The organism is Acinetobacter sp. WCHAc060033, from assembly GCF_004209125.1.
GTDB lineage: Bacteria > Pseudomonadota > Gammaproteobacteria > Pseudomonadales > Moraxellaceae > Acinetobacter > Acinetobacter wuhouensis.
This window is the reverse complement of sequence record NZ_SGSW01000008.1, coordinates 1-24,592: the sequence shown is the minus strand read 5'-3', so window position 1 is coordinate 24,592 and position 24,592 is coordinate 1. Positions and strand designations below refer to the sequence as shown.

Genomic DNA, 24,592 nt, shown 5'->3' with positions numbered 1-24,592 from the left:
TAAATAAGAAATAAGGCATAAAAATGATTCAAACCAAACGTATTTATGATGTGCCGTCTGAAAATGACGGTAAACGAGTTTTAGTTGATCGTTTGTGGGCACGTGGTATTAAAAAAGAAGATGCTAAAATTGACCTGTGGCTAAAAGAAATCACGCCATCCAATGAACTGCGTAAATGGTATCACGAAGATATTAAAAATCGTTGGGATGAGTTTCAGCAAAGGTATAAGGCTGAGTTGCAAAGTGTTCAGTCTCAATTGGCTGAGTTAAAGCAATTGACCGATGATGAAACGGTGACCTTGCTTACAGCAGCGAAAAATGAAGGGCATAATCATGTCACGGTATTGATCGATGTATTGACGACATTGAAATAGTATTTATTCCTTAATTTAAATATGGTTTTTAAGTTGATGAAAAATATATAAATGATATGATCGTCTTTTTGAATTGTTCTTGAGCTTTATTATGTCTTTACCTGCATGCCCAAAATGTAATTCTGAATATACTTATCAAGACGCAGATTTGTTGATTTGCCCTGAATGTAGCCATGAGTGGAAAGAGGATGAGCAAGGGCAAGCCGATGAGCAAACCATAATTAAAGATGCTGTTGGAAATGCTTTAGCAGATGGCGATACGGTCACTGTGATTAAAGATTTGAAAATCAAAGGTTCATCGTCAGTGGTGAAAGTCGGTACGAAAGTGAAGAATATTCGCTTAGTTGCAGATAGCAGTGATGGTCACGATATTGATTGTAAAATTGATGGTATTGGTCAGATGAAACTAAAATCTGAGTTTGTGAAAAAAGCTTAATACGCATTGAGGTTGAGTAAACAACAATCGTGATCTATTGAGAACTGCGGAGAGTTTTAATCACTCTTCGCTGGGTGTGTTGTAAGGATGTTATTGAATATTCAATAGCATCCTTTTGTGTATAACTGTTGAATAAGAATAGCGAAGATGAATCAAAATCAAGACGTTCAATCTCAGATCTTAAACCATTTAAAAACATTCGATGGCTTACTTGTACCTGTATTAGTGCAACTCATTCAACAGCGTTATCCGCTTGAAGTGAAAACTTTAGCTTTTGAGATATTCTCTGAGCAATTTACAGAACAATTTCCAATTCGAGTGTTCTTTTTAGATGAAAATCATTCTGAACATTTTGTTTTAGTCAATGGCGAAGCTCGTTATCCGAGTGTCATTGATCCAAGCTTGATTTTGATTGATGGGGTTTATCCTCAGTCATTCGAGGCTGAATATTTAGCGCAAGGCATAGATATTTGGTCTGTTGCTTCACAGGTTTGTATGCAGTGGTTTATTGAGCACTGGAATAATGTAGGTGGGGCAAACTTTGCGTTACACGCGACGATTGCACAACATGATTCTTCTGAACAATTTGATTTAATTGAACAAACGCGGATGTAGCGGTTTGAGTAATTGTACAGTCTTTATGAATTATTAAAGAACCGCTTTTACTTATATAAAAAACCGCCCATACAATTATGTTGAGCGGTTTTAGATCAATTTTGACGCTTATTGACTGGCGGAAATACCAATCTTTTTCACATTTAAGCGTTGAGCAGCCGCCATGACCATTGCAACATCTTTATATTCAGTCATTTTGTCAGGTTGCACTTTGATCGTGTCTTGATCTTTTTGTTGTGCTACACCATTAAACAAAACTTCTAAAGCCTGTTTATCTGCAACGGGCTGACCATTCCAAAAAATTTTACCTTGCGCATCAATTTTTAAGTTAACAGGCTCAGGTGGTTTCTCATTGGTTGGTGGTGGTGGCGCGCCATTAGGCAAGTCAATGTTAATCGAGTTATTGGGAATTGGTATGGTGATAATAAACATAATTAACAATACCAACATCACATCAATAAGTGGTGTCATATTGACGTCTAACATCACATCATCATCGTCTTTATTGGAACCAACATTCATACCCATAAGATGTTTCTCCCAACTATGGTGCTGCGACAGGTGTAGTGACAAAAGCGATTTTACCGATCCCTGCATGTTTGACCGCACTAATTACTTCGTCGATGGCTGCAAATTTTGTAACTTGGTCACCGCGTATATGAACTTCAGGTTGAGGCGTTTTCTTAGCTTCAACTTGTAGACGGCTGATCAGTGTTGCTTTGTCTGCAATGTACTTTTCATTCCAAAAAATATCACCTGCTTTATTGACGGCAATTTGAATATTGATGGGCTGAGTGACATAAGGCGCAGTTTTTTCCTCAGGTAATTTTACAGGCACAGTATGGATCACAACGGGGACAGTGATAAGGAAAATAATTAACAAAACCAACATAATATCCACCAGAGGAGTAGTGTTGATAGTTGCAATCAAATCATTTTCATCATCGTCTGAGCGGATATTCATTCCCATGATTGTTGGCTCTCTTATTTGCTATCGCTTTTCGAATCATTTTTGATTTCGCCACTGAGCAAGACCATATGTAAATCTGAGCCAAAAGCACGTATGTTGTCTAAAACAGCTTTGTTGCGACGTATTAACCAGTTATAACCCAGTACAGCAGGGACTGCGACAGCAAGACCGATTGCAGTCATAATCAATGCCTCACCAACAGGGCCAGCGACTTTATCAATCGAGGCTTGACCTGAAATACCGATCGCTGTTAATGCATGGTAAATTCCCCAAACTGTACCAAACAATCCAACAAATGGTGCGGTTGAGCCAACAGTTGCTAGGAAAGCTAAGCCACCACTTAAATGGCTGTGGATTTTATCAATGGCACGTTGGATAGAAATCGTCACCCAAGTGTTGAAATCGATTCGTTCAAGTAAGTTGCCACCATGCTTTTTAGTAGAGTTAATGCCTTTTTCAGCAATAAAGCGATAGACACTGGCTTCGGTTAAGGTTTCAGCGGCTGTATCAATTGAAGACGCTGCCCAAAATTTAACTTCAGCTTCTTTGCCTTGCCGTTGAATTTTTGCTTGTTGGATTAACTTGGTAATGATGATGTACCACGTCCCAATTGACATGAGTAATAAAATGAAGATTGTTGACTTTGTAATCACATCACCATCATTCCATAAAGCTTCAAAGCCGTATGGATTAGCTACAGGCTGAACAGCAACAGGTTGTGGTGGAGGTACAGGTACATCAGTTGATACTGTATTTGTTGTTTCTACAGCTACAGGTGTTGTGGACGCTTCTTCTGCAAACACTGAAACAATAGGAAGTAAAGTGCTCGTTGCTAAGATTCCTGCGAAGATAAAACGTTGAATTGATCGCGTGTTATACATCTGTTATCTCCAAAATTTTTATTAATTTATTCATTGTTAATTTGTGCATTAGTTTTTATTCATCCAGTTCAAATTCATAAGGAATGTCGTACCACGCATCTTGAGGTTCACCATCTTTTAATGCGGGTTTGAAACTACATAAACTGAAAGCCTTAGCAGCTGCTTGGTCTAAAGCTTTGCTCCCAGTGGTTTTTTTTATTTTCGATTCTTTTACAACACCATTACGACTGACAAAGAGTGAAACAATAACGCTCCCTTGTTCTTTCTTTGCTATTGCGTCATCTGGATATTCTGGGCGCTTACAGGCTTTTTCCCCAGCGGTGACACCACGTGTTTCACCTTTTGGTTTTATTGTAGTGGTTGAAGAGGATGCTGTTGATGTTGATGAGGCTTGTGGACTTGAAGCTGGTAATTCGGTATCTGTTGCCGAACTTGCCGAACTTGCCGAACTTGCCGAACTTGCCGAACTTGCCGAACTTGCTGAATTGGATGAAGTAGATTTAGCTTTCCTTAATGGTTTTTTATTGCTTTTGGCGTGTGTCGTTTCCGCTGTTTTTTTTACTGCGACAGCGGATTTAGATTGCAGATTAACCACATGTAAGCTTTCAGATTTTGGTGCAGTGTCCTGAAAAATAAGGGCTTCGACAGGAACTTCTGTTGGCGTTTCTACTTTTTTTGATAGCGCCGTGCTTAATCCATAGAGAACGATAAGATGTAGGAGAATAACGATACCCAAACTAACGAAGCGCTTGGTTGTGCTATTTTCTAATTCTGTAAAACGCTTGCCCATCTTTACTCCCATAATAAGCGTTAAACAATAAAATATTGACAACATTTAATTTTTGATTGATTTAAAATCATTTCACAAATCTGGTCTAAATTTGCCTAAACAAGATTTGAAAAATACCAATGAAAACCTATACGTCATTATTTAGATAACCAAACTCATCAGTTAGCTTAAGAAATATGTGTCATAACTGTATTGGAAATTATCTATTTATTGTATTTCTCGATATTGCTGTATTGTTATCCGTGAACTAAGTGCAAACTATATCGCTATAACTCTAAAAAATATATAGCATTTTACTAAAAAAATCCTATTCGTATGGTGAGTACAAAAGATCTAAGATTTTTATCACCTGAAAGATTGATGTGGAAAATAGTCATGTGACTACAATGCAGGACAATATAGTGCAGGATGCAGAGCATTTATTCCTCGTTTTAATCAATTTACTATCTCTTTATTTTTACGCAACAAATGTCAACAGACCCTAAGATAAAAATAAATTAAATTGGGTTGAGTTGGACTTAAAAAATGAAATTTGATTTAAATTTAAACTGTTATAACATCTAATTTTCTCTAGTGTTATTTTACTGGTTAAAGCATTGCCAAATGGCGTATGAAGATGATGGAAATATAAACAGGATGTTTAACCCAATTTGATAAATAAAAATAGATAGGTATGAATTTGGAATCGAAGTTTTTACAAGTTGTGCTACTGGCGTGTGCAATAAGTGGTGGGGAGCTAGCAGTTGCGAAAACACCTGCACAGCCAAATAAAGTTTTAAATCTAGCATTTGAAGCACCAGATGATGGTTTTGATATGGTCAAAACTTATAATTTTTATAGTGGCAATATTGCAGAGGCAATTTTTGAACCATTATTAAAATATGATTACCTTGCTCGACCAGTAGTACTGGTTCCCAACACCGCTCAGACCTTACCTAAAATTGAGCAAGACGGCAAAGTTTATACATTTAAAATAAAATCAGGAATTTATTTTACTGACGATCCTGCTTTTAAAGGAAAGCGTCGTGAGCTAACTGCGCAAGATTATATTTATTCGATTCAGCGGATCAGTGATCCTAAAAATGTTTCACCAACGTTCTCATTCATCGACGGTAAAATAGTTGGCTTAAATCAACTGGTCGATTCTGCAAAAAAAACAGGTAAGTTTAACTACGACGCACCGATTGCTGGGCTAAAAGCACTGGATAAATATACCTTACAAATTACTTTAGCGCGTTCTGATTATAATTTTCCGTATATTCTTGCCTATGTGACCTTTGGTGCTACAGCTAGAGAAGTGGTTGAATTTTATGGTGATCGTCTAGGTCAACATCCAGTTGGAACAGGGCCTTATCAACTCAGTCGCTATGTGCCACGCAGTAAAATTGAATTGGTCGCAAACCCTGACTATCGTGGTTTTACATGGAATTACAAATCCACGGGCACTGCATGGGACAATCAGCTGGTCAAGGAAATGTCAGGCAAGCAGATGCCTCAAGTCGGCAAGGTCAATATCAGTATTATCGAAGAAGAACAATCACGTTGGTTAGCATTTAAATCGGGGCAACTTGATTACGATAAACTTACTTCAAATGCTGTCCCGCAAGCTTTAGATGGCAAGCAGCTCAAACCAGCGCTACAAAAGCTCGGCATTAAGTTATTTCAAAATAAAGATCCTGAAGTGACTTATACCTCGATCAATATGAAAGATCCTGTGATTGGTGGTTTTAGTCTCGATAAGATTGCGTTACGTCGTGCTATTGCGATGTCTTATAATGATGAAGAGTCGATCAAACAATTATATAAAGGGCAAGCAACAAAAGCTGAAATGTTCATTCCAGAGGGGGTGCAAGGTTATGACCCTAAATATAGAAGTAGTATTGCTTATAACCCTTTACTTGCCAATAAATTACTCGATCGCTTTGGTTATAAAAAAGGTAAAGATGGTTATCGAACCTTGCCAAATGGTAAGCCTTTAAGCATCAAATTCTTGATGCAAAGTAGTTCAAAAGATGCGATTTTATCTGAATTATGGAAAAAGAATTTAGATGCAGTTGGATTGCGCAGTGAGTTTATTGTGAGTAATTTTGCTGACAATATGAAAGCCGCCATGCAATGTAAATATATGCTGTGGGGTAGTGCATGGATTGCTGATTTTCCCGAAGGTGAAAACTTCGCACAACTTTTATATGGACCGAACTCTGGTCGAGGTAATATCAGTTGTTATCAGTCCAAAGCCTATGATTCACTTTACACACAAGCTTTAGCATTACTACCTCAGCAACGTGTTCCTTTATATGAAAAAATGAATCGTCAAATTGAAGCGGATAATCCATGGATTGTGGGGAGCACACGCTTACGTAGTTGGCTAATGCATCCGCAAGTGCAAGGTTATAAAGCACATCCAATGATGAATAGCGTGTGGCAATATGTCGATATTCAGCCAGTTAAAAAATAAATGATGAAGTTGAAGAAAAAGATGAAGGATAATTTTAATCGGAAGTTTAAACAGATTGGGGCAAGTGTTCTGTTTGCGAGCATGGCTTCGACAGTGACGATGAATGTAGATGCAAAAAGTCCGGCAGACCCAAATAAAGTATTACGCTATGTATTCCCAGTTGCGGAGACAGGGTTTGACCCAGCAGGTACACAAGATCTCTATTCTGCTCATGTGCATAATTCTATTTTTGAAGGTTTGTACACATACGATTATTTAGCCTCACCTGCAAAACTGGTTCCACGTACTGCTGTGGCATTGCCTGAAGTCAGTGCGGATGGTCTGACTTATACTTTTAAAATTCAAAAAGGCATTTTTTTTGCCAAAGATCCTGTATTTAAAGGAAAACCACGAGAACTCACTGCGCAAGATTATGTCTATTCTTATAAACGACTGTTAGATCCTAGTTTACATTCACCGAATAGCTGGTTGCTTGATGGCAAAGTGGCAGGAATGGACAGTGTTCTTGCAGATGCCAAAAAAACAGGCAAATTTAATTATGATCGTCCAGTTGAGGGTTTAAAAGCGACTGATCGCTATACATTAGTGATTAAATTGACACAACCTGATCAAAATTTTCCAATGTTGTTGGCGCATCAACCCGCAGGGGCTGTTGCACGTGAAGTGATTGAACACTATCGTGATAAAGCAGGATTTGCAATGAAGAATCCAGTGGGCACAGGACCTTATGTCTTATCAAAATGGGTGCCAGGTTCACGGATCATCCTCAAAGCCAATCCTGATTTTCGTAGTTATATTTGGGATTTCAAAGCATCTACATCTGAAGATCAAAAAATCGTAGATGCAATGAAAGGCAAAAAAATGCCTCAAATTGGTGTGGTCGATATTCAAGTGATGGAAGAGGTACAATCACGTTGGTTGTCTTTTAGTAAGAATGAAACTGATCTGTTTATTTTAGATGGTGATTTGGTGGTTCAAGCCATTCAGGATGGAAAGTTGAAACCTGAGTTAGCCAAAAAAGGTGTACAACTGTCTCGTATTCTTGATCCATCTATTGACTATCATTATTGGAATATGCGGAATCCTGTTGTTGGTGGTTTAAGCAAAGATAAGATTGCATTACGCCGTGCGATGGCAATGGCATATTCAGCAGATACACAGATCAAAGTGTTATCGAAAGGTGATGCTGAAAAACTACAATATCCAATTCCACAAGGTATTGTCGGTCATGACCCGAACTATAAAAGCAGTATTCCTTATTCAGTCAAAGCTGCCAATTTACTCTTAGATCGTTATCACTATAAAGTCGGCGCTGATGGTTGGCGGACATTGCCCAATGGTGAACCTTTGGTGATCGAAATGACGACAGGGAATACTGCACGTAGTCAGCAGGGTGCTGAGTTTTGGAAAAAGACTTTGGATAATATCAAAATCAAAATGGCCACCAAGTCGATGCCATTTGCTGAATCATTAAAAGCAGAAAAGCAGTGTAAAACCATGTTTAAAGCGTCTGCTTGGGTGGCGGATTATCCTGATGCAGATAATTTTATGCAGTTGTTTTATGGCAAAAATATTCATGCCACCAATAATGGCTGTATGAAAATTCCTGAATATGATCGTTTGTATGAGCAGACGCAAAAAATGAAACCGGGTCCTGAGAGAGATGCTTTATATCGCAAAATGGCAAGAATAATGGAAGTGTATATGCCTGTGCAATTTGCGTCCTCACGTTATCGTAATGCCTTGGCGCAACCACGCGTGATTGGTTTTAAAAAGCATCCGATTTTACCATCTGAATGGATGTATTTTGATTTAAAAAAGTAAGTTAAATCAATTTCTCACATTAGGCTGGATGTGGTATCTAGGCTAAATTTTGAAATGTAAATAGATTGAAATTAGAAATTTAATAAATTGAAGAATGGAGAAAATGGAAAATGAAAGCATTCAAACTCACAACACTATGTGTGCTTACGATAGGAATGGGGCAATTGGCTTTTGCCAATACTGAACGTAGTACTTTACCTAAGCTTCAAGCTAAAGATATTCCTACACAGTGCGATGCCAATATTGCAGGGACGAAAGCAAAATTGGCTGAATTTGCTAAAATTAAATTAAAGAAAAATGCATCTGCCGCGGATGTTTTAGCAAAGTGGGATCAGATTTTCTCAACATTTGAAGACTTTTATGGTCCAGTGGGGCTAATGAGTAATGTCGATCCAAGTGCTGATCTACGCAAAGCAGCGGATGATTGCGAAGTTAAAATTAGTCAGTTTCTTACTGAAGTATATCAAGATAAAAATTTGTATCAGCAAATTGTGAAATCCAAAGCGGACAATGAGATTGATCAAAAGTTTCGTCAAGATATTTTAGATGGTTTTGAAGATACAGGCGTGCAATTGCCTGCGGAAAAGCAAGCACGTTTAAAAGTGATTTTGGACGAGTTGACCAAGATTCAACAAGAGTATGCGCGTAATGTGCGTGATAATCCTGAAAAATTAGAATTTACCCCAGCTGAATTAAAAGGTTTGCCAGAAAGTTATATTGCCAATTTGAAGAAAAATGAAAAGGGTAATTATCTGCTCGGTTTTGAGTATCCTGAATATCTTCCATTCATGCAGTTAGCTGATAGTGATGAAGCACGTAAGCGTTATCAAATCGCCTATACTCGTCGTGGTACAGAAAAGAATTTAGTATTGCTGAAGCAAGCGATGGACTTGCGCTATGAGTTGGCACAGTTGTTTGGTAAAGCCAGTTATGCAGATTGGACTCTGAAAAATCGCATGGCGAAAAATCCAGAAACAGTCAATAACTTCCTAAATGATGTACACAAAACCGTGACACCTTTAGAAAAGCAAGAAGTACAAATTTTACGTGAATTTAAAGCTAGAACTTTAAATATTCCGATTGAAAAAGCCGAGATTAATCGCTGGAGTGAGGGGTATTGGAGCGAGAAGTTACGCCAAGAAAAATACAAGGTAGATCAAGAAAAACTACGTGAATATTTCCCAACTCAAGCTTCTCAAGATTGGTTATTTGCCATTTCATCTAACCTTTATGGCATCGATTTCAAACCTGCCAAAGTTGAAACTTGGCAAGATGAAGTTGAATACTATGATGTCACTGATAAAAAAACAGGTCAGCTTTTAGGTGGCTTGTATATGGATAAATTTCCGCGTGAAGGCAAATATGGTCATGCCGCGGTGTGGAGTGTACATGGCGGAAGTACTTTAACAGGACGTAAACCGATTTCAGCATTGGTCACCAACTTTAACCGCAAAGGTTTGAATAGTGATGAACTAGAAACTTTTGTACATGAGTTTGGTCATGCACTACATGGCATTCTTTCTAATACACGCTATGCCTCACAATCAGGCACTTCTGTAGAACGAGATTTTGTTGAAGCACCTTCGCAGATGTATGAGGAATGGGCGCGTCGTAAAGAAACTTTATCGACACTTGCAGATTACTGTAAACCAGATTGTCCACGTGTCGATGATGCATTGATTGAAAAGCTCAAAGCAGTACATAACTATGGTCGTGGTTTGCGTTATGCACGTCAGACTTTATATGCACAATTTGATATGGCATTGCATACGAAAGATGCACTTAAAACGCAGCCTTTAGATGTTTGGAAAAAACTCGAAGGAGATATGGCACTCGGTCATGTCCCAAGCACAGAGTTCCCAGGACAGTTTGGTCATATCATGGGCGGTTATCAAGTTGGCTATTATGGCTATATGTGGTCGGAAGTCATGGCACTCGACATGCTCTCAGCATTTGGTGATAACTTAAATAATCCAGAAGTTGGCGCGCGTTATCGTAAGGCGATTTTGTCACAAGGTGGTCAGAAGAAAGCTGCGCAATTGGTGGTGGATTTCTTAGGCAGAGAACCAGATAACAAAGCGTTCTTTAAAGAAATTACGGGTCAACGTTAATCGGGATTTAAAACTATGTTGGCATATATCACACGCCGTATTTGGCAAATGATTCCTACCATGTTGGGAGTCGTGTTGCTGATTTTCTTCCTATTTAACTGGGTTGGTGGAGATCCTGCCTATATCCTTGCAGGGAAAATGGCGAATCCAGAACAAATTGAAAATATTCGTCAACAGTTGGGTGTTGACCAACCCTATTATGTGCAGTTATGGATTTTCATTAAACAAATCGTCACTTTTGACTATGGTTATAGTTGGAGTACAGGCGAATCAGTATCAGACATTATTTTGACTCGTCTGGGACCATCGCTCACTATCATGATTCCACTGGTTATTTTACAAACCGTGATTTCAATTATCCTTGCTTTAGCGATTGCTTCAGTGCGTGGTTCTTTGACAGATCGTATGGTGATGATGCTGTGTACGGTGGCAATGGCAATCAGTATTTTGGTTTACATCATCGTGTTCCAATATGGGCTGGCTTATAAAATGGGCTGGTTTCCTGTCCAAGGTTGGAGCGATAGTTTTAGCGAAAATCTATTCAAATATTCATTACTCCCAATTCTAATCATGTTGGTGGTGAGTATTGCACCCACTTTACGTCTATACCGTAGTTTTGTTTTAGATGAAGTCAATCAAGATTATGTGCGGACTGCACGTGCCAAAGGGGCAAGTGAGGGACGTATTCTCGGTATTCACGTTCTTCGTAATGCTTCGATTCCGATTATTACCGATGTGATGTCGAGCTTACCTGCATTGCTGATTGGTGCTTTCTTAATTGAGCGATTCTTCGGGATTCCTGGGATAGGTCGTGAGGTGATTATTGCGGTGGAACGGAGTGACTTTCCTGTTATTAAAGCGATTACGGTATATGTCGCTGCTGCAACGATGATTTTTAACCTTGTGGCTGACTTGATTTATAAAGTGGTCGATCCACGCGTACAGTTGAAGTAGGTGAGCCATGCTTGGAATTTTATCTAAAAAAGTAGATGCTCAAGATGAACAGACTTCACCTGGACTGTGGAAGTTGGCAATGCGACGCCTGAAAGCAGATCGTATCGCGATGACATCCTTATTTGTCGTGCTATGCTTTTTTGTCATGTTAATTCTGTCGATGACAGGCTTGATTGCAAAAGATTGGAATAAAGAAGTCGCTGTCAGCTATGCACCGCCGACCTTTATAGGGGCTGATCAAAGCAATACTGATCCTGCTAAAAAAGCAGCAACAGTCGAAGCACTGCCTGAAAATCCTGTTGACCCTTTGAAAGATGTGATTAAAGAATTGAATGCTGAAATTGCAACAGAACAAGCTTCGGGTGGTGCGATTGATTATTACGGTATTCAAGATCCACTTGCAGAAGATATGAAAGCGATTGATCAACAGTTGGGTGGGCATTTACTTGATCAAAAAAGTGAACTCAAACAAACCTTGCCTTTTGGTGCAGATAAATGGGGACAAGATGTTCTGTTAAAAACCATTAAAGGTGCTGAAACCTCAATTATTGTCGGTGTGGTCGCAGCATTTGTCGCAGTTTTGATTGGGACAATTCTAGGGGCAATCGCTGGTTATTTTGGTGGATGGGTGGATGATGTACTGAACTGGTTTTATAACATTTTCACTTCTATTCCATACTTACTTTTGGTTTTGGCAATCGCTGCGGTGCTTCAACAGAAAGGTATTCTTTCCATTGTCCTCATTCTCGGACTAACAGGATGGACTGGGGTATTTCGTTTAATTCGTGCGGAATATTTGAAACATACTTCTCGTGAGTATGTACTGGCTGCCAAAGCGATTGGTGTCAGTAATATGCGCCGTATGTTTGTACATATTTTTCCGAATGTGAGTCATATTGCCTTGGTACAAATGTCGATTCTTGTGGTTTCATTTATCAAATCAGAAGTGATACTCAGCTTCTTGGGCTTTGGTGTTCCTGTCGGTGTCGTGTCTTGGGGCAGTATGTTGAATGAAGCGCAAAGTGAATTGATCTTAGGTAAATGGTGGCAATTGGTTGCTGCATCAGTCGCGATGGCGATTTTAGTCACAGCATTCTCCATGTTCACCGATGCATTGCGTGATGCATTAGACCCGAAACTCAAATAAGGAGCAGAACGATGTTAGAACAAGCAACAACAACTTCTGCATCAACAAATTCTGATGTTTTGTTGAGTGTTGAAAACCTGAGCGTTAGTTTCAAGGGTGAAAATAAGCAATTTGTGGAAACTGTGAAAGGGATTTCTTTTCAAATTCCAGCCAATACCACTGTGGCTTTGGTGGGTGAATCGGGCAGTGGTAAATCGGTTACGTCTTTGGCAACCATGGGTTTACTGCCCCAAGGTCAGTCTAAAATTGCTGAAAAAAGTAAAATTATATTTGAAGGAAAGGATTTACTCAGCCTGAGTACTAAGGAAATGCGAGCAATCTGTGGTAAAGAGATTGCCATGATTTTCCAAGAGCCGATGTCTTCATTGAATCCAGTCTTTACCGTAGGCGATCAGATTGCTGAAATTATGCGGATTCATTTGGGCTATGGGCGCAAACAGGCAAGAGCACGTGCTTTGGAGTTACTCAAAGAAGTTGGCATTCCAGCACCTGAAAGTAAGATTGATGCATATCCGAGTCAATTGTCAGGTGGTCAGCAACAGCGTGTCATGATTGCAATGGCAATTGCCTGTGAGCCGAAATTACTGATCGCTGATGAACCAACCACGGCACTCGATGTCACTATTCAAAAACAAATTATTGATTTATTAGAATCATTGCGTAAGCGTCGTCAAATGTCGATGTTGTTTATTACCCATGATTTGGCATTGGTTGGTGAAATTGCAGATGAAGTGATTGTGATGCGTCATGGTGAGATTCGTGAACAAGGTTTAGCTAAAGCAGTATTGGAAAATCCGCAAGATGCTTATACCCAAGCACTGCTAATGTGCCGTCCGCAACTTTCACGTCGTCCGTATCGCTTACCGACGATCAATGATTTTATGATGCAAAAAGATGATCAAGCTATTGAAAATGGGAACTTATCAGTAGCGAAAAAGGCTGATCGTCAACGTGGTTTAACAGGCAATGAAGAAATCATTCTCGATGTGCAAGATTTGAAAAAATCATTTTTTAGTCGTAAAGGTTTCTTTGCTAAAGATGAATTCCAAGCGGTGAAAGGTGCATCTTTTCAATTGGCTAAAGGCAAAACATTAGGTTTAGTTGGGGAATCAGGCTCAGGTAAAACCACCATTGGCTTATTACTGATGCGTTTGCAACAAGCTTCAGGCGGCAAGGCTTTGTTTCAAGGCAAAGATATTTTGGCAATGTCTGACAAAGATTTTGCACAGTATCAACGTAAGATTCAGATCATTTTCCAAAATCCTTACGCATCATTGAATCCACGTTTTACCGTGGGGCAAATTTTGATGGAGCCCATGCAAGTTCATCAGATCGGTGCAAATGATATAGAACGTAAGAAGATGGCTTTGGATTTACTGGAAAAAGTCAGTTTACCTGCTCAGGCATTTCACCGTTATCCGCATGAATTTTCAGGCGGGCAACGTCAACGTATTGCGATTGCACGTTGTTTGACTTTAAAACCTGAAATTTTGATTTGTGATGAATCTGTTTCTGCACTGGATGTCTCAGTTCAGGCGCAAGTATTGAATTTATTGCAAGATTTACAAGATGAATATGGTTTGAGCTATATCTTCATTTCACATGATTTGTCTGTGGTGAAATATATTTCTGATCAAATCATGGTGATGAATCATGGTGATATTGTTGAAATCGCCAATTCAGATGAGTTGTATGCAGACCCGAAGCATGAATATACCAAGCGTTTGTTAAGTGCGATTCCGCAAGGGACGAGTGAATATATTTGATTGTCTTATTTGGATGAAGCCACTTTAAGGAGTTAATACTGATCGGCTAAGTAAAATTATTGGGAAAAATTCTGAAATCTCCCCCTAACCCCTCTTTGGAAAAGAGGGGGAACTTCTTATAACTAAAATAATTTTTAGTGATCTTACTTAGCTGTGCTACTCATCCCTCTAAGCAGTGGCTTTTTTGCACTTAATTAAGATGCAGATGTACTTTGTTTGGATAAACATATTTACGATAGACGGGAATCAGTACTGGAAGCAATAAAAAGTGCAGTAATGTGGTTGCGATGCTGATGAGAATAAATGCAATGACATGAAGTGAAGATACAAAGGCGATGAAAAATCCATAGGACGATAAGAGGATCGGAAGGATTGAACACAAGGTATATGTTATATAAGGATGCTTTACGCCCCAATTGGAACAAAAAAGAAAAGCATAACTGAGAAGCCATATTCCATAAATAAAGGATAAGGTTAACACTTGGAAAATTGGATATGGGTAGTTTTGTGGTTGTTTTTTTAGAAACTCAATCAGGTATTCTGAATAAAATTGCCCTTGATAGGCGATTACAAGACTCGCAATTAACCAAATGCAAAATAGTGGAATCAAGATGAAATAGCGTTTATTCATTTTATTATTTTCATTATCCCAATCAAAAAAGCCACTATACAAAGATAGTGGCTTTTCAAGTTTTAGTCTATTGATGACTTAGAACTTTTTAAAACCTTTGTTCACAACAAATGGTTTTTTCTTTTCAGGTTGCTCACGTTCTTGACGGTCACCAGTCTCTAAACGTTCATTTGGGTTGTAGCGTCCTTCAACACGATTGTTACGGTTTTGTTGACCATAACGATTGTCTGAGCGATTGCTGTTAAACGTGTTACCACGATTGTCGCTACGATCTTTATTGTAGCTATTACCGCCATTGCCCGCAGAGCGTGCTTTGTTAAAACGATTTTCAGAACGTTCATTGCGGCTGTCAGAACGATCGTTGCGATTGTCAAAACGGTTTTCGCTACGATTTTCAGAACGGTTTTGACCATATTGGTTCATAGTCGGTTGAAAACCACGGCGTTCTTGCTGTTGGTGGTTATTCCCATGATGATTTTGTGATTGAAAATCATCACCTTCGCTATCACGACGTTGTTGACGTAAGAAACCACCGCGACGTGCTGCCATCGGTTTATCTTGCATACGTTCAGTACGACGTTTTGCCATACCAAATAAACCCGTGCCTTGACGTGGTTTAAGTTCTACAGCTTTAGTCAAATTATCAATTTCAGTTTTATCTAATTCCATCCAACGACCTGTACGAAGTTCACGAGGCAAAATCACTGTGCCGTAACGTGTACGAAGCAAGCGACTTACTTTTAGACCTTGTGATTCAAAAATACGGCGAACCTCACGGTTACGACCTTCTTTTACTACGACTTGGTACCAGCGGTTGATCCCTTCTCCACCAATTTCAGAGAAAGATTCAAATTTTGCTGGACCATCATCTAAAACAACGCCATTCATCATGTTGTTTTTTAGTTGAGGCGTTACTTCTCCCATGACACGAACGGCATATTCACGTTCGATTTCATTTGAGGGATGCATTAAACGATTGGCAAGTTCACCATCGTTTGTAAATAGGAGCAGACCTGTAGAGTTAATATCCAGGCGACCTACCATGACCCAGCGATCGTTGGCAATAGGAGGTAAGTGATCAAACACAGTCGGACGAGACTCAGGATCATTGCGAGAGCAGATTTCACCTTCAGGTTTATAATAAATCAAGACACGGCGACGAATTTCGTCTTCAATTTGGAACTGAACTTTACGACCATCGATGCGAAGCTCATCACCTGGTTCGATACGTTCGCCCACTTGAGCAACCTGCCCATTGACACTTACACGACCAGCCGCAATGACCTCTTCCATATAACGGCGAGAGCCCAAACCAACTCGTGCGAGTACCTTTTGCAATTTTTCACTCATGACAGCATAACCTTAGAAATAATCATCAACAGAGCACCTATTTAAGATTTTGGAGCTTGCACATCCAAAGCCATAAAAGCTTCCTTGGCGTCCTGCAGGGGAGGCAATTGATCTAAAGATACTAGACCAAAAGCATTTAAAAACTGTGGCGTTGTCACTAACAACGCAGGTCTACCTGGGAGTTCACGGAAACCAGATTCTTTAATCCAGTTCCAGTCGAATAAAGTCCGGAGTATTTGACTATTATTCGTAACTCCTCGTATTTGCTCAATATCAGCACGGGTTACAGGCTGATGATAAGCGATCACTGATACTGTTTCTAACAGTGATGGGGATAATCTCGTTGGTCGATCTGGCCAAACTTGTGCAATCACATTGCGATATTTGGCACGAACTTGAAAACGATAACCTTGTGCAGTTTCGATCAGTTCAATTGAGCGACCATGTTGTAATACAGACAATTGCTGTAAATAATTTTGCAATTGTTGTTTTGAATATTGATTTTGAAAAGCTTCTTTTAAGCGAGCAATCGAAACTGGCGCATCACTGGCAAAGATAATCGCTTCAAGTTGCATCAGAACTTCATGATGTAGCTCATCTACATTGAAGGCATTATTTTGATCAATGGTCATGCAGTTGCTCCTTGAATAGAAAGCGGAGCTTCGACACCCGATGAAATAATCTGAACTTTCTGCTGACGAGTCAGTTCTAAGATTGCCATAAATGTCACAACCATGCCCATACGACCTTGGTTTGGTTTGAGTAATTCTTGAAAACTGAGAACTTCACCAGACTCCACCATGTGTTCGATATAGGCTATACGCTCTTCAAGTAAAACAGGTTCTTGTTCAATTTTATGCGTAACAGGCTCGGGACGATTAAAAATGCAATACAAAGCATCTCTTAACATCTCGACGTCATAACCTTCATATACTTTAGGAATATGACCAATCGCAACATTGGTTGGATAAGTATCTCGATCTAAAACAGGCATTTGCCCTAAATGTTCAGCCGCTTTTTTGATCCGTAAATAAGTTTCTAAACGGTCAATCAGTTCTTGTTTTGGATCTTTTTCAATATTGACTGTTTTCGGTTTTGGTAACAATAAGCGAGATTTTAAATCTGCTAACAAAGCTGCCATCACCATATAGTCAGCGGTAAGTTCGATATTTAGCGACTTCATATTGTCCATATAAGACAAATATTGAGTGGCAATCGGGGCAATATCTAATTGTAATAGATCAAAACCACTTTTCTGAATCAGGTAAATTAAAAAGTCGAGTGGTCCTTCGAAATGTTCAAGCAGAATTTCGAATGCAGCTGGGGGAATATATAAATCCTCTGGAATTTCTTCTTGCCATTCATCCAATACACGGATGTTGGTAATCATTTCCATAGAATTATGGGTTGCTTGATTCATTACAGTTTATTAGCCACGCGAATTTTCAAAGGCATGTTTTATCCGTGCGACCACTCTATGAAATTTAGGAGAGGGTGGTGACGAATGATGAAAAGATAATGGCTCATTTTAATGCAAAATTTGTAAGGAATACATTGTTTAATTCAAAAAACGATAAAAAACCTGAAAATAAATAGGGAATATTTTGTAGCGTGATGTGAATGTTTAAGCAAAATAGAAGTGCATTAGTTAAAAGAAATGCTTGATTTTTGATGGTTTTGTTCATGGTTTATTGTTTTTATATCATTCTAAGTATGGAAAATTAAAGTGAATTTTAATAAGTATTGTTATGGTTATTCATCAATTTGATAGAGTGGTTAATATGTGAAATGTATTGATAATATTTAATTTAGTGTGATATTTGTCGGTATTATAAGTGGCTTGAGCTACTTGGTGGAATAACTCAAAAAATTTAAAGTGTTCGTGATCAAATATTGATATATTTTTTAAAAGTCTATTTGGGGGATTGTTTGATAGGCTTCAGTTTTTGTATTTTTAGTTCATTTTATTGACAGTTTTCCTATTTCTATCTGTCGTTATGCAGAGCAATCCGCCTTTACTGCTTGAAATCCTTATTCAAAGTTGAGATTGGTGTAATGTTATAAATTTGGATGCAGTATAAATTTAAAAAAGCCCCTACATCAGTAGAGGCTTTCTTTAAAACAACTAAGTTTTAAGATACTTTATCACCTGCTTTAGCACCGCTTTCAGGTGAAATCACCCAAACACCTTCACCATTGCCTGCAGCTAAAACCATACCGTTAGAAATACCAAAGCGCATCTTACGAGGTGCAAGGTTCGCCACCATCACCACCAGTTTACCTTTTAGGTCTTGAGGCTCATAGAACTCACGAATACCACTGAATACATTACGTGGTTCAGCTTCACCGACATTTAAAGTCAGTTGAAGAAGTTTGTCAGAACCTTCAACCGTTGCAGCATCTAAAACTTCTGCCACACGAAGATCAATTTTCATAAAATCTTCGATACCAATAATTTCTGCTTCACCAACTTTAGGTTCAGGTTTTTTCTCTTTGGCTTTTTCTTTTTTCTTCTCAGCTTTTGGAGCTTCGGCAGCAGCAGCTAAAGAGTCTTTAGAAGCATCAACCATCGCAGTTACAGCTTTAGGATCAACACGTTGCATTAAAGGTTGGAACAATGCAATTTCATGATCAACCAATACAGTTTTTGCTGAAGCGAAGTCGAAAGATTCAAGTTTTAAGAAATCCTGAACCTGCTGTGCAAGTGTCGGTAAAACTGGCGCAAGGTACACAGCCAATTGACGGAACAGGTTAATACCTACAGAACACACGTCATGAACCTGTTGTTCTTCGCCTTCAACTTTCGCAAGAGCCCAAGGCTTTTTCTCATCAATATATTGATTGGCTTTGTCTGCAAGTGCCATGATTTCACGGATTGCTGTTGAGAATTCACGTGCTTCATAAGATTTGGCAATAGATTCACCAGCATCAATAAAGCTTTGTACCAGTTCAGGTTCTGCACAGGTTGCAGATAATTTATTATCAAATTTGGTATTAATGAATTTCGCACAACGGCTCGCAATATTCACCACTTTACCAACCAAGTCTGAATTCACTTTTTGAACAAAGTCATCTAAGTTCAAATCAGAATCTTCAACTTTATCTGAAAGTTTAGATGCAAAGTAATAACGTAAATATTCAGGATTTAAGTGGTTGAGATACGTTTCTGCTTTGATGAATGTACCACGTGATTTAGACATTTTTTGACCATTTACAGTCAGGAAACCATTCACGAACAAACCTGTAGGCGTACGGTAGTTTGCACCTTCAAGCATTGCAGGCCAGAACAATGCATGGAAATACACGATGTCTTTACCAATGAAGTGATAGACTTCATTTTTAGAATCTTTTTTCCAGTAATCATCAAAACTTAAGTCAGGACGTTTGGTTTTGACATAGTTTTCAAAACTTGACATATAACCAATCGGTGCATCTACCCAAACGTAGAAATATTTATTTGGTGCATCTGGAATTTCAAAACCAAAATAAGGTGCATCACGAGAAATATCCCAATCATTCAAGCCATTATCAAACCATTCATCTAATTTGTTGGCAATTGAGACAGGTAGGCGACCTTCATCACGTGTCCATTTTTGCAAATATTCTGCAAAGTTAGGTAGTTTAAAGAAGTAATGGTCTGATGATTTTTCTACAGGTGTAGAACCACTCAATGTTGATTTTGGATTCAATAATTCAGTTGCATTGTATGTTGTACCGCAGACTTCACACGAGTCGCCATACTGATCTTCTGCTTTACATTTCGGGCATGTGCCTTTGATGAAACGGTCAGACAGAAACATTTGTTTTTCAGGGTCAAATAACTGTGTCACAGGGCGAATCGCAATATTGCCTGCTTCACGGTTTTTGATATAAATCTCAGATGAGCGGTTTTTATTTTCTTCACTATTGGTTGAATCGTAGTGATCGAAATGTACACCAAAACCATCAAAATCACGGATATGTTCTTTTTGAACATTGGCGATTTGCGCTTCAGGTGTAATGCCATTGGCTTCTGCACGAAGCATGATCGCTGTACCGTGTGCATCATCCGCGCAGACATAAGTCACGTTATGACCCATTGCACGCATGGCACGAACCCAGATATCTGCTTGGATGTAGCCGAGTAAATGACCCATGTGAATCGGACCATTTGCGTATGGAAGGGCGTTAGTGACTAAAATATTTCGCACGGATATAACTCTCTTTCTCAAAGTTAATGCAAGGGCATTGATTTTAACGTAATTGCTGTGAAGATGCACAATAGAATAGGTGAATTCTATTCAAATGTAGATTTTTATACAATTTCACATCTTCTTCGAACCATTCGGATAGAATATTGCTGTCTATTTCCAAATTTGTAATTGCTGAGAGTGAGCTGACCATGATTCATAAAAATACTTTTGATAATGATAGGCTTGATCACGATTTCCATGATGACTTTGATCGTGAAGTCACCCGTATTCCGCAAAATAAAGGCAGTCAGCAACAACTTGGGAAAAATATCTTAAAAGAAGCACAAATCTACCTTGAAGATATTGCTGAAGATGAGCATGGTTATTTACAGAAAACCTTACATCAATTGGCTGAACAAGAGCCTTATTTCAATGTACTTGCGGATGAACTCAATCAGGAATTGGATGCTAAAGTTGCCAATGATGCTTTGTATTTACTGAATTTTTGGCAAGAGATTCATGAAGTTGAAGATTTAAAACGCTTTAATCTTCTGAATGTGGTGAATGGTCAACATTTTCAAACTGAGTTTTTTGAAGCTTTTGATGCGCTTGAAATTGGTGAAAATAAAGCTTCGCGTAAGCATGTGATTGAAGAAGCTTTTAAACTGTATGATTTGGGTTTATATGCAGGTTGTGTGCCAATTTTGTATGCACAATTGGAAGGCTTGCTTACTGATGTTTTGATTCAACATGGCTATTTAAAACAACAAGATAGCAAGTTTGTTGATGTTTATAAAATCGTCCCAGGTTTAAAAGGTCATGAAATTAAGAGTTTGTGGCATAAAGCAAAAATTGCCCATGAGTTGAATCCGTACTTTTCAGAACTTGCAGCTTATAAAATGGATAATAGTTCTACTGTAACTGCAACTCGTCATAATATTTTGCATGGCACAGAACTGAATCATTTTAATCAAGGGCGTTGTTTTGTACTTTGGATTTGGTTGTTTAGTGCTGTGAATTTTATGGCGACTGTGAAATAAAAACAGATTTTATTGATGTTATATACTTGAAGTTATGGATAATGCTTTTTTGTATGTACGATATTGAGAATTTCAATTGAATCAAATAAAACCTGATAAATAATCATGTAATTGGGATGTACAATCCTTTCTCTCGTCCCAGAAACTCGACCTATACGCCCACTGTATGGCATATCAGCAAGGCTCTCAGCCGTATTTAAAATTTCATCTTCGAGATTTATTGCGGCTTCAGGGTTTTGAATGAAAATATAATCAATAATTTCCTCTAAGTCATGAACAGCGTTTATTTTCCAGTTAACGGTCAACATTTTTTAATCTTTCTTCGCGCTTTTGCTTCATGCGTTCAATAACTTGATCATGTGAAATGGATGGGCGTGAATCGACAATAGACTGTTCAACTTTGTTTTTCAGCCATTCATTGTAATTTTGTTCCATATCCGCATCGTCAAATTCTGACACGAAAGGATCAAATACTTCATTCATCACGATCACTCAGGTTGATTGTTGATCATATTTTAGCATATTCAAAATGTAATCAAACAAGAGAAATGTAGTGTGGTATTTGTTGAATCAATTCAATATTGATCATTAAACTTCACCCAAATTTCACATTGCTCTCATCTAAATCACATTTCACACATGCACACTCTATCCAAGATCAAAAAGGAGAATATCAATGCGATCTTGGACACTATTTTTTTCGGCAATATTTGCCAGTGTAATGGCTGTTTCCAGCTTGGTGATTCCATTTTGTTTGTTTTTAAATTTTTATCATGGTGATTTATTTGTCGCAGCATCAGACCGAACTGCACAGCGGGGCATAGAAGTGATGCTCTACCTCACGCCAATTCTAATGCTTATGGCATTTATCACTTTTTGCTTGGTATTTAGATTGCTGAAAACACCGCATAAAATATTTGAAATACACAGATTTTTAAAAGTAATGCATGTGTTTGCTATGATTTGGTTTGGCTTAATTTTTTTCTTTCAATTTTTAGATGGGAGAATGGGAGAAATTATCGAGAGTGTATTATTTGGTATCATTAGCCTAAGCATATTTTCAATTCCTTTATTGATCGGAATATGGAGTGGCAATGCCGTATATTTGATATTGATTAAAAGAACGCTGATGGAAAGAATCACAGCACCATTTACCCGAAAATATAAAGGATTACAGCTACCACCTTTATAAAAGTATGTTAAATATAAAAGGCTTAAAGCATACTCGATGTGAATTTATAAATATTCAAGGTGTTATACATGTTGAAATTGATTGCAGAAGATTTTATTCAAGAAGATAAAATTGATGTGGTGTTGCCTTTGTATCAGGAATTGATTGAAAAAACCAAACAAGAACAAGGCTGTGTCGCCTACGATCTGTATCATGATTTAAAACAGCGAGGACATTTTGTCTTTATAGAAGAATGGGTAGATCGTGCTGCTTTGGACGCACATGTTGAATCTGAGCATTTTCAAAGACTTGTTCCTCTGATTGATGCACATAAACGACAGGATGGTGTGTTTACCCATTTGCAAAGTTATGAGGCATTGCTCACACCCCTGAGATCAGTTTAAAGATTTTGCATCATTGAAATTGTTGCTGCTCAATTTGGTGGATCAGTTGAGAGATTTGTCGTTTTAAAGTATTTATTTTTCTAAAATTTCGCTTAAACAGCGGTCTTTCCCAATTCATGTTCTGGATAAGTTCAATCCGAAAAAAACCTTGCTTGGTTTGAAAGGGATTATACCAACCCACATCAATGAGCAGATTTTTATCTTTAAATTCAATCTGTAATAAATCTTCAGAGAGTTCATAACAAGATTCTGAATTTAAACGGTCGTCTTCTGTCAGCCATGAAATGGTATCGTATGTCACCACAGAACTGTGTAAGTCTATTCCCCACCAAAGATAAGTCAGTTTTTTATTTTCCATATTCATCCTCAATCATATTTTTAATTTTTACAGCTTTTTCAAAATGATCGAGTTGATGTGTTTGAATCCACCATGTCGCTACTTGCATCAAGGTTTCAGGATCATCATTTTTATTGGCGAAAAATGCATAAAAAGATAGACCGACATTTTCACCTTTTTTGGCAATTTTATCGTCACAGATTTGGATGATTTTATCTCTTAAATATTGATTCATAATGCTGACTAAAACCTGATGAGCGTAAATAGAATCCTAACCTAGAATAGCTATTTATTCATGCGCATTGATTGCAGAAAGTGGCTAAATTTTTTCGCTACAGTATGTTGCTCGATTGTTTCAAATTGCAGTTTTTAAGCCTTAAAGTATTTTCTATTGGTATAACAAAACTGTGGTAATTCATTTCAAACAAATGAGGAATAAGCCTATGACCAGTTTAGACGATTTAAAAAATAAAGCTTCTGAAGTGAAAGATGATTTAAAGCTCAAAGCAAAAGAAGCAACGTTGGGCGCTGAAAAAGTGGCAGATAATTTAAAACACAAAGCGCAAGAAACTTTGTTGAAAGGTGAAAAAGCCTTGAATGATTTAAAACATGGCAAAGATGAAGATGCTTAAACTTTTGTTTTAACGAAAAGCTGTTAATTATTCAATTGACGGCTTTTAAATGTCTTTACGTATCCATTCAATTTTTTTAACTTGATTATTAATGATCGTGAAGGTGTAGCGGATATTATCAATATCATAAGTATAATCAGACACAGTTACAGTGGTTTCTCCCTCTTTTGTTTCATAAGAATTCATTGAAACTGGTGACTGATTAATACGTGAACTCATCTCTGCAAGGCTATCTCCCACTGAAACAACTTGCCCTGAATCTGTACGAACAGATGAGGCAGCAGTTCCTGCAAATACAGTATTTGAAAGCAAAAGCGTCAAAATTAAAGTAAAAATACGAAACATGATTAAACCTATTATTTTTAGAAAATGAAGGATTTACTTTGTAAAATAAATTCAAAAATTACTATAGCGAAATTATCAGCTAAAGTTTGTATGGGAAATATTAATGAAAAATTGATCAATTATAAAAAAGGAAAGATATGAATATTTTAATCTGGGTGATTTTCGCTGTTGTTGTCATTGGATG

Annotated in this window: 26 protein-coding genes and 1 pseudogene; 13 read left to right on the top strand and 14 right to left on the bottom strand. The window is 38.0% G+C overall.

Going from position 1 to position 24,592, the window contains the following annotated elements; all coding sequences use genetic code 11:
- The first annotated feature begins 23 nt into the window (after positions 1-23).
- From EXE10_RS04825 to EXE10_RS04815, 3 genes are all read left to right on the top strand, one after another.
- Positions 24-374 (top strand): DUF488 domain-containing protein, encoded by a 351-nt coding sequence (locus EXE10_RS04825; RefSeq protein WP_130112547.1) that lies wholly within the window; start codon positions 24-26, stop codon positions 372-374.
- Between the two features lie 91 nt (positions 375-465).
- On the top strand, positions 466-810 hold the full coding sequence (locus EXE10_RS04820) for a zinc ribbon domain-containing protein YjdM (RefSeq protein ID WP_130112546.1): 345 nt from the start codon (positions 466-468) through the stop codon (positions 808-810).
- 147 nt (positions 811-957) lie between these two features.
- A complete protein-coding gene (locus EXE10_RS04815) occupies positions 958-1,425 on the top strand; it encodes a hypothetical protein (RefSeq protein ID WP_130112545.1) in 468 nt (155 codons plus the stop codon).
- A 108-nt stretch (positions 1,426-1,533) separates the two neighbouring features.
- On the opposite strand, the gene EXE10_RS04810 is transcribed toward EXE10_RS04815, so the two are convergent.
- From EXE10_RS04810 to EXE10_RS04795, 4 genes are read right to left on the bottom strand one after another with little or no spacing between them, the layout of a single operon-like run.
- Positions 1,534-1,953, bottom strand: a complete 420-nt coding sequence (locus EXE10_RS04810; RefSeq protein ID WP_087552331.1) for an ExbD/TolR family protein — start codon at positions 1,951-1,953, stop codon at positions 1,534-1,536.
- Between the two features lie 16 nt (positions 1,954-1,969).
- A complete protein-coding gene (locus EXE10_RS04805; protein ID WP_130112544.1) occupies positions 1,970-2,395 on the bottom strand; it encodes an ExbD/TolR family protein in 426 nt (141 codons plus the stop codon).
- A 14-nt stretch (positions 2,396-2,409) separates the two neighbouring features.
- Positions 2,410-3,276, bottom strand: a complete 867-nt coding sequence (locus tag EXE10_RS04800) for a MotA/TolQ/ExbB proton channel family protein (RefSeq protein WP_130112543.1) — start codon at positions 3,274-3,276, stop codon at positions 2,410-2,412.
- Between the two features lie 55 nt (positions 3,277-3,331).
- The gene (locus tag EXE10_RS04795; RefSeq protein ID WP_165382984.1) at positions 3,332-4,066 is read right to left on the bottom strand and encodes an energy transducer TonB; all 735 of its coding nucleotides are present in this window, start codon (positions 4,064-4,066) and stop codon (positions 3,332-3,334) included.
- Positions 4,067-4,739: 673 nt separating this feature from the next.
- Between EXE10_RS04795 and EXE10_RS04790 the strand changes: the two genes are divergently transcribed.
- The 6 genes from EXE10_RS04790 to EXE10_RS04765 all read left to right on the top strand — a co-directional run bounded on the left by EXE10_RS04790 (position 4,740) and on the right by EXE10_RS04765 (position 14,326).
- On the top strand, positions 4,740-6,524 hold the full coding sequence (locus EXE10_RS04790) for an ABC transporter substrate-binding protein (RefSeq protein WP_130112541.1): 1,785 nt from the start codon (positions 4,740-4,742) through the stop codon (positions 6,522-6,524).
- Between the two features lie 21 nt (positions 6,525-6,545).
- Positions 6,546-8,348, top strand: a complete 1,803-nt coding sequence (locus EXE10_RS04785) for an ABC transporter substrate-binding protein (RefSeq protein ID WP_130112540.1) — start codon at positions 6,546-6,548, stop codon at positions 8,346-8,348.
- A 110-nt stretch (positions 8,349-8,458) separates the two neighbouring features.
- Positions 8,459-10,459: a M3 family metallopeptidase gene (locus EXE10_RS04780; RefSeq protein ID WP_130112539.1), complete on the top strand. Its 2,001-nt coding sequence runs from the start codon at positions 8,459-8,461 to the stop codon at positions 10,457-10,459.
- Positions 10,460-10,474: 15 nt separating this feature from the next.
- Positions 10,475-11,413 (top strand): ABC transporter permease, encoded by a 939-nt coding sequence (locus EXE10_RS04775; protein ID WP_130112538.1) that lies wholly within the window; start codon positions 10,475-10,477, stop codon positions 11,411-11,413.
- A 7-nt stretch (positions 11,414-11,420) separates the two neighbouring features.
- Complete coding sequence (locus EXE10_RS04770) at positions 11,421-12,560, top strand: ABC transporter permease (RefSeq protein WP_130112537.1); 1,140 nt, start codon at positions 11,421-11,423, stop codon at positions 12,558-12,560.
- Between the two features lie 11 nt (positions 12,561-12,571).
- On the top strand, positions 12,572-14,326 hold the full coding sequence (locus tag EXE10_RS04765; RefSeq protein WP_130112536.1) for an ABC transporter ATP-binding protein: 1,755 nt from the start codon (positions 12,572-12,574) through the stop codon (positions 14,324-14,326).
- A 190-nt stretch (positions 14,327-14,516) separates the two neighbouring features.
- On the opposite strand, the gene EXE10_RS04760 is transcribed toward EXE10_RS04765, so the two are convergent.
- The 5 genes and pseudogenes from EXE10_RS04760 to metG all read right to left on the bottom strand — a co-directional run bounded on the left by EXE10_RS04760 (position 14,517) and on the right by metG (position 20,497).
- Positions 14,517-14,957, bottom strand: a complete 441-nt coding sequence (locus EXE10_RS04760) for a hypothetical protein (RefSeq protein WP_130112535.1) — start codon at positions 14,955-14,957, stop codon at positions 14,517-14,519.
- Between the two features lie 498 nt (positions 14,958-15,455).
- Positions 15,456-16,307: pseudogene (gene rluB / locus EXE10_RS04755) on the bottom strand (23S rRNA pseudouridine(2605) synthase RluB); the annotation flags it as partial.
- Between the two features lie 41 nt (positions 16,308-16,348).
- Positions 16,349-16,939 (bottom strand): SMC-Scp complex subunit ScpB, encoded by a 591-nt coding sequence (gene scpB / locus EXE10_RS04750; protein WP_130112533.1) that lies wholly within the window; start codon positions 16,937-16,939, stop codon positions 16,349-16,351.
- Positions 16,936-17,727 carry a segregation and condensation protein A gene (locus EXE10_RS04745; protein WP_130112532.1) on the bottom strand — a complete coding sequence of 264 codons (792 nt, stop codon included), beginning with the start codon at positions 17,725-17,727 and terminating at the stop codon, positions 16,936-16,938. Before EXE10_RS04745 ends, scpB begins: the two co-directional genes overlap by 4 nt.
- Before the next feature lie 712 nt (positions 17,728-18,439).
- A complete protein-coding gene (metG, locus tag EXE10_RS04740) occupies positions 18,440-20,497 on the bottom strand; it encodes a methionine--tRNA ligase (protein WP_130112531.1) in 2,058 nt (685 codons plus the stop codon).
- Positions 20,498-20,688: 191 nt separating this feature from the next.
- Between metG and EXE10_RS04735 the strand changes: the two genes are divergently transcribed.
- Positions 20,689-21,519: a hypothetical protein gene (locus EXE10_RS04735; protein WP_130112530.1), complete on the top strand. Its 831-nt coding sequence runs from the start codon at positions 20,689-20,691 to the stop codon at positions 21,517-21,519.
- 32 nt (positions 21,520-21,551) lie between these two features.
- Here EXE10_RS04735 and EXE10_RS04730 read toward each other — a convergent pair whose 3' ends face one another.
- Entirely contained in the window at positions 21,552-21,827 is a 276-nt protein-coding gene (locus EXE10_RS04730) for a type II toxin-antitoxin system RelE/ParE family toxin (protein WP_087554542.1), read from the bottom strand.
- A complete protein-coding gene (locus EXE10_RS04725; protein ID WP_068974806.1) occupies positions 21,814-22,002 on the bottom strand; it encodes an antitoxin in 189 nt (62 codons plus the stop codon). Before EXE10_RS04725 ends, EXE10_RS04730 begins: the two co-directional genes overlap by 14 nt.
- 193 nt (positions 22,003-22,195) lie before the next feature.
- Here EXE10_RS04725 and EXE10_RS04720 point away from each other — a divergent pair, with 193 nt between their 5' ends.
- Together EXE10_RS04720 and EXE10_RS04715 are read left to right on the top strand one after the other, a co-directional pair.
- A complete protein-coding gene (locus EXE10_RS04720; protein ID WP_130112529.1) occupies positions 22,196-22,711 on the top strand; it encodes a hypothetical protein in 516 nt (171 codons plus the stop codon).
- 68 nt (positions 22,712-22,779) lie between these two features.
- Positions 22,780-23,094: a putative quinol monooxygenase gene (locus EXE10_RS04715; protein ID WP_130112528.1), complete on the top strand. Its 315-nt coding sequence runs from the start codon at positions 22,780-22,782 to the stop codon at positions 23,092-23,094.
- Positions 23,095-23,104: 10 nt separating this feature from the next.
- On the opposite strand, the gene EXE10_RS04710 is transcribed toward EXE10_RS04715, so the two are convergent.
- Entirely contained in the window at positions 23,105-23,452 is a 348-nt protein-coding gene (locus EXE10_RS04710; RefSeq protein WP_130112527.1) for a hypothetical protein, read from the bottom strand.
- On the bottom strand, positions 23,442-23,666 hold the full coding sequence (locus EXE10_RS04705) for a DUF6500 family protein (RefSeq protein WP_087554547.1): 225 nt from the start codon (positions 23,664-23,666) through the stop codon (positions 23,442-23,444). The genes EXE10_RS04710 and EXE10_RS04705 overlap by 11 nt, the downstream gene beginning before the upstream one ends.
- Positions 23,667-23,874: 208 nt before the next feature.
- Between EXE10_RS04705 and EXE10_RS04700 the strand changes: the two genes are divergently transcribed.
- On the top strand, positions 23,875-24,063 hold the full coding sequence (locus EXE10_RS04700) for a hypothetical protein (RefSeq protein ID WP_068974801.1): 189 nt from the start codon (positions 23,875-23,877) through the stop codon (positions 24,061-24,063).
- 45 nt (positions 24,064-24,108) lie between these two features.
- Here EXE10_RS04700 and EXE10_RS04695 read toward each other — a convergent pair whose 3' ends face one another.
- Positions 24,109-24,408 carry a hypothetical protein gene (locus tag EXE10_RS04695; RefSeq protein ID WP_130112526.1) on the bottom strand — a complete coding sequence of 100 codons (300 nt, stop codon included), beginning with the start codon at positions 24,406-24,408 and terminating at the stop codon, positions 24,109-24,111.
- Positions 24,409-24,592: the final 184 nt, after the last annotated feature.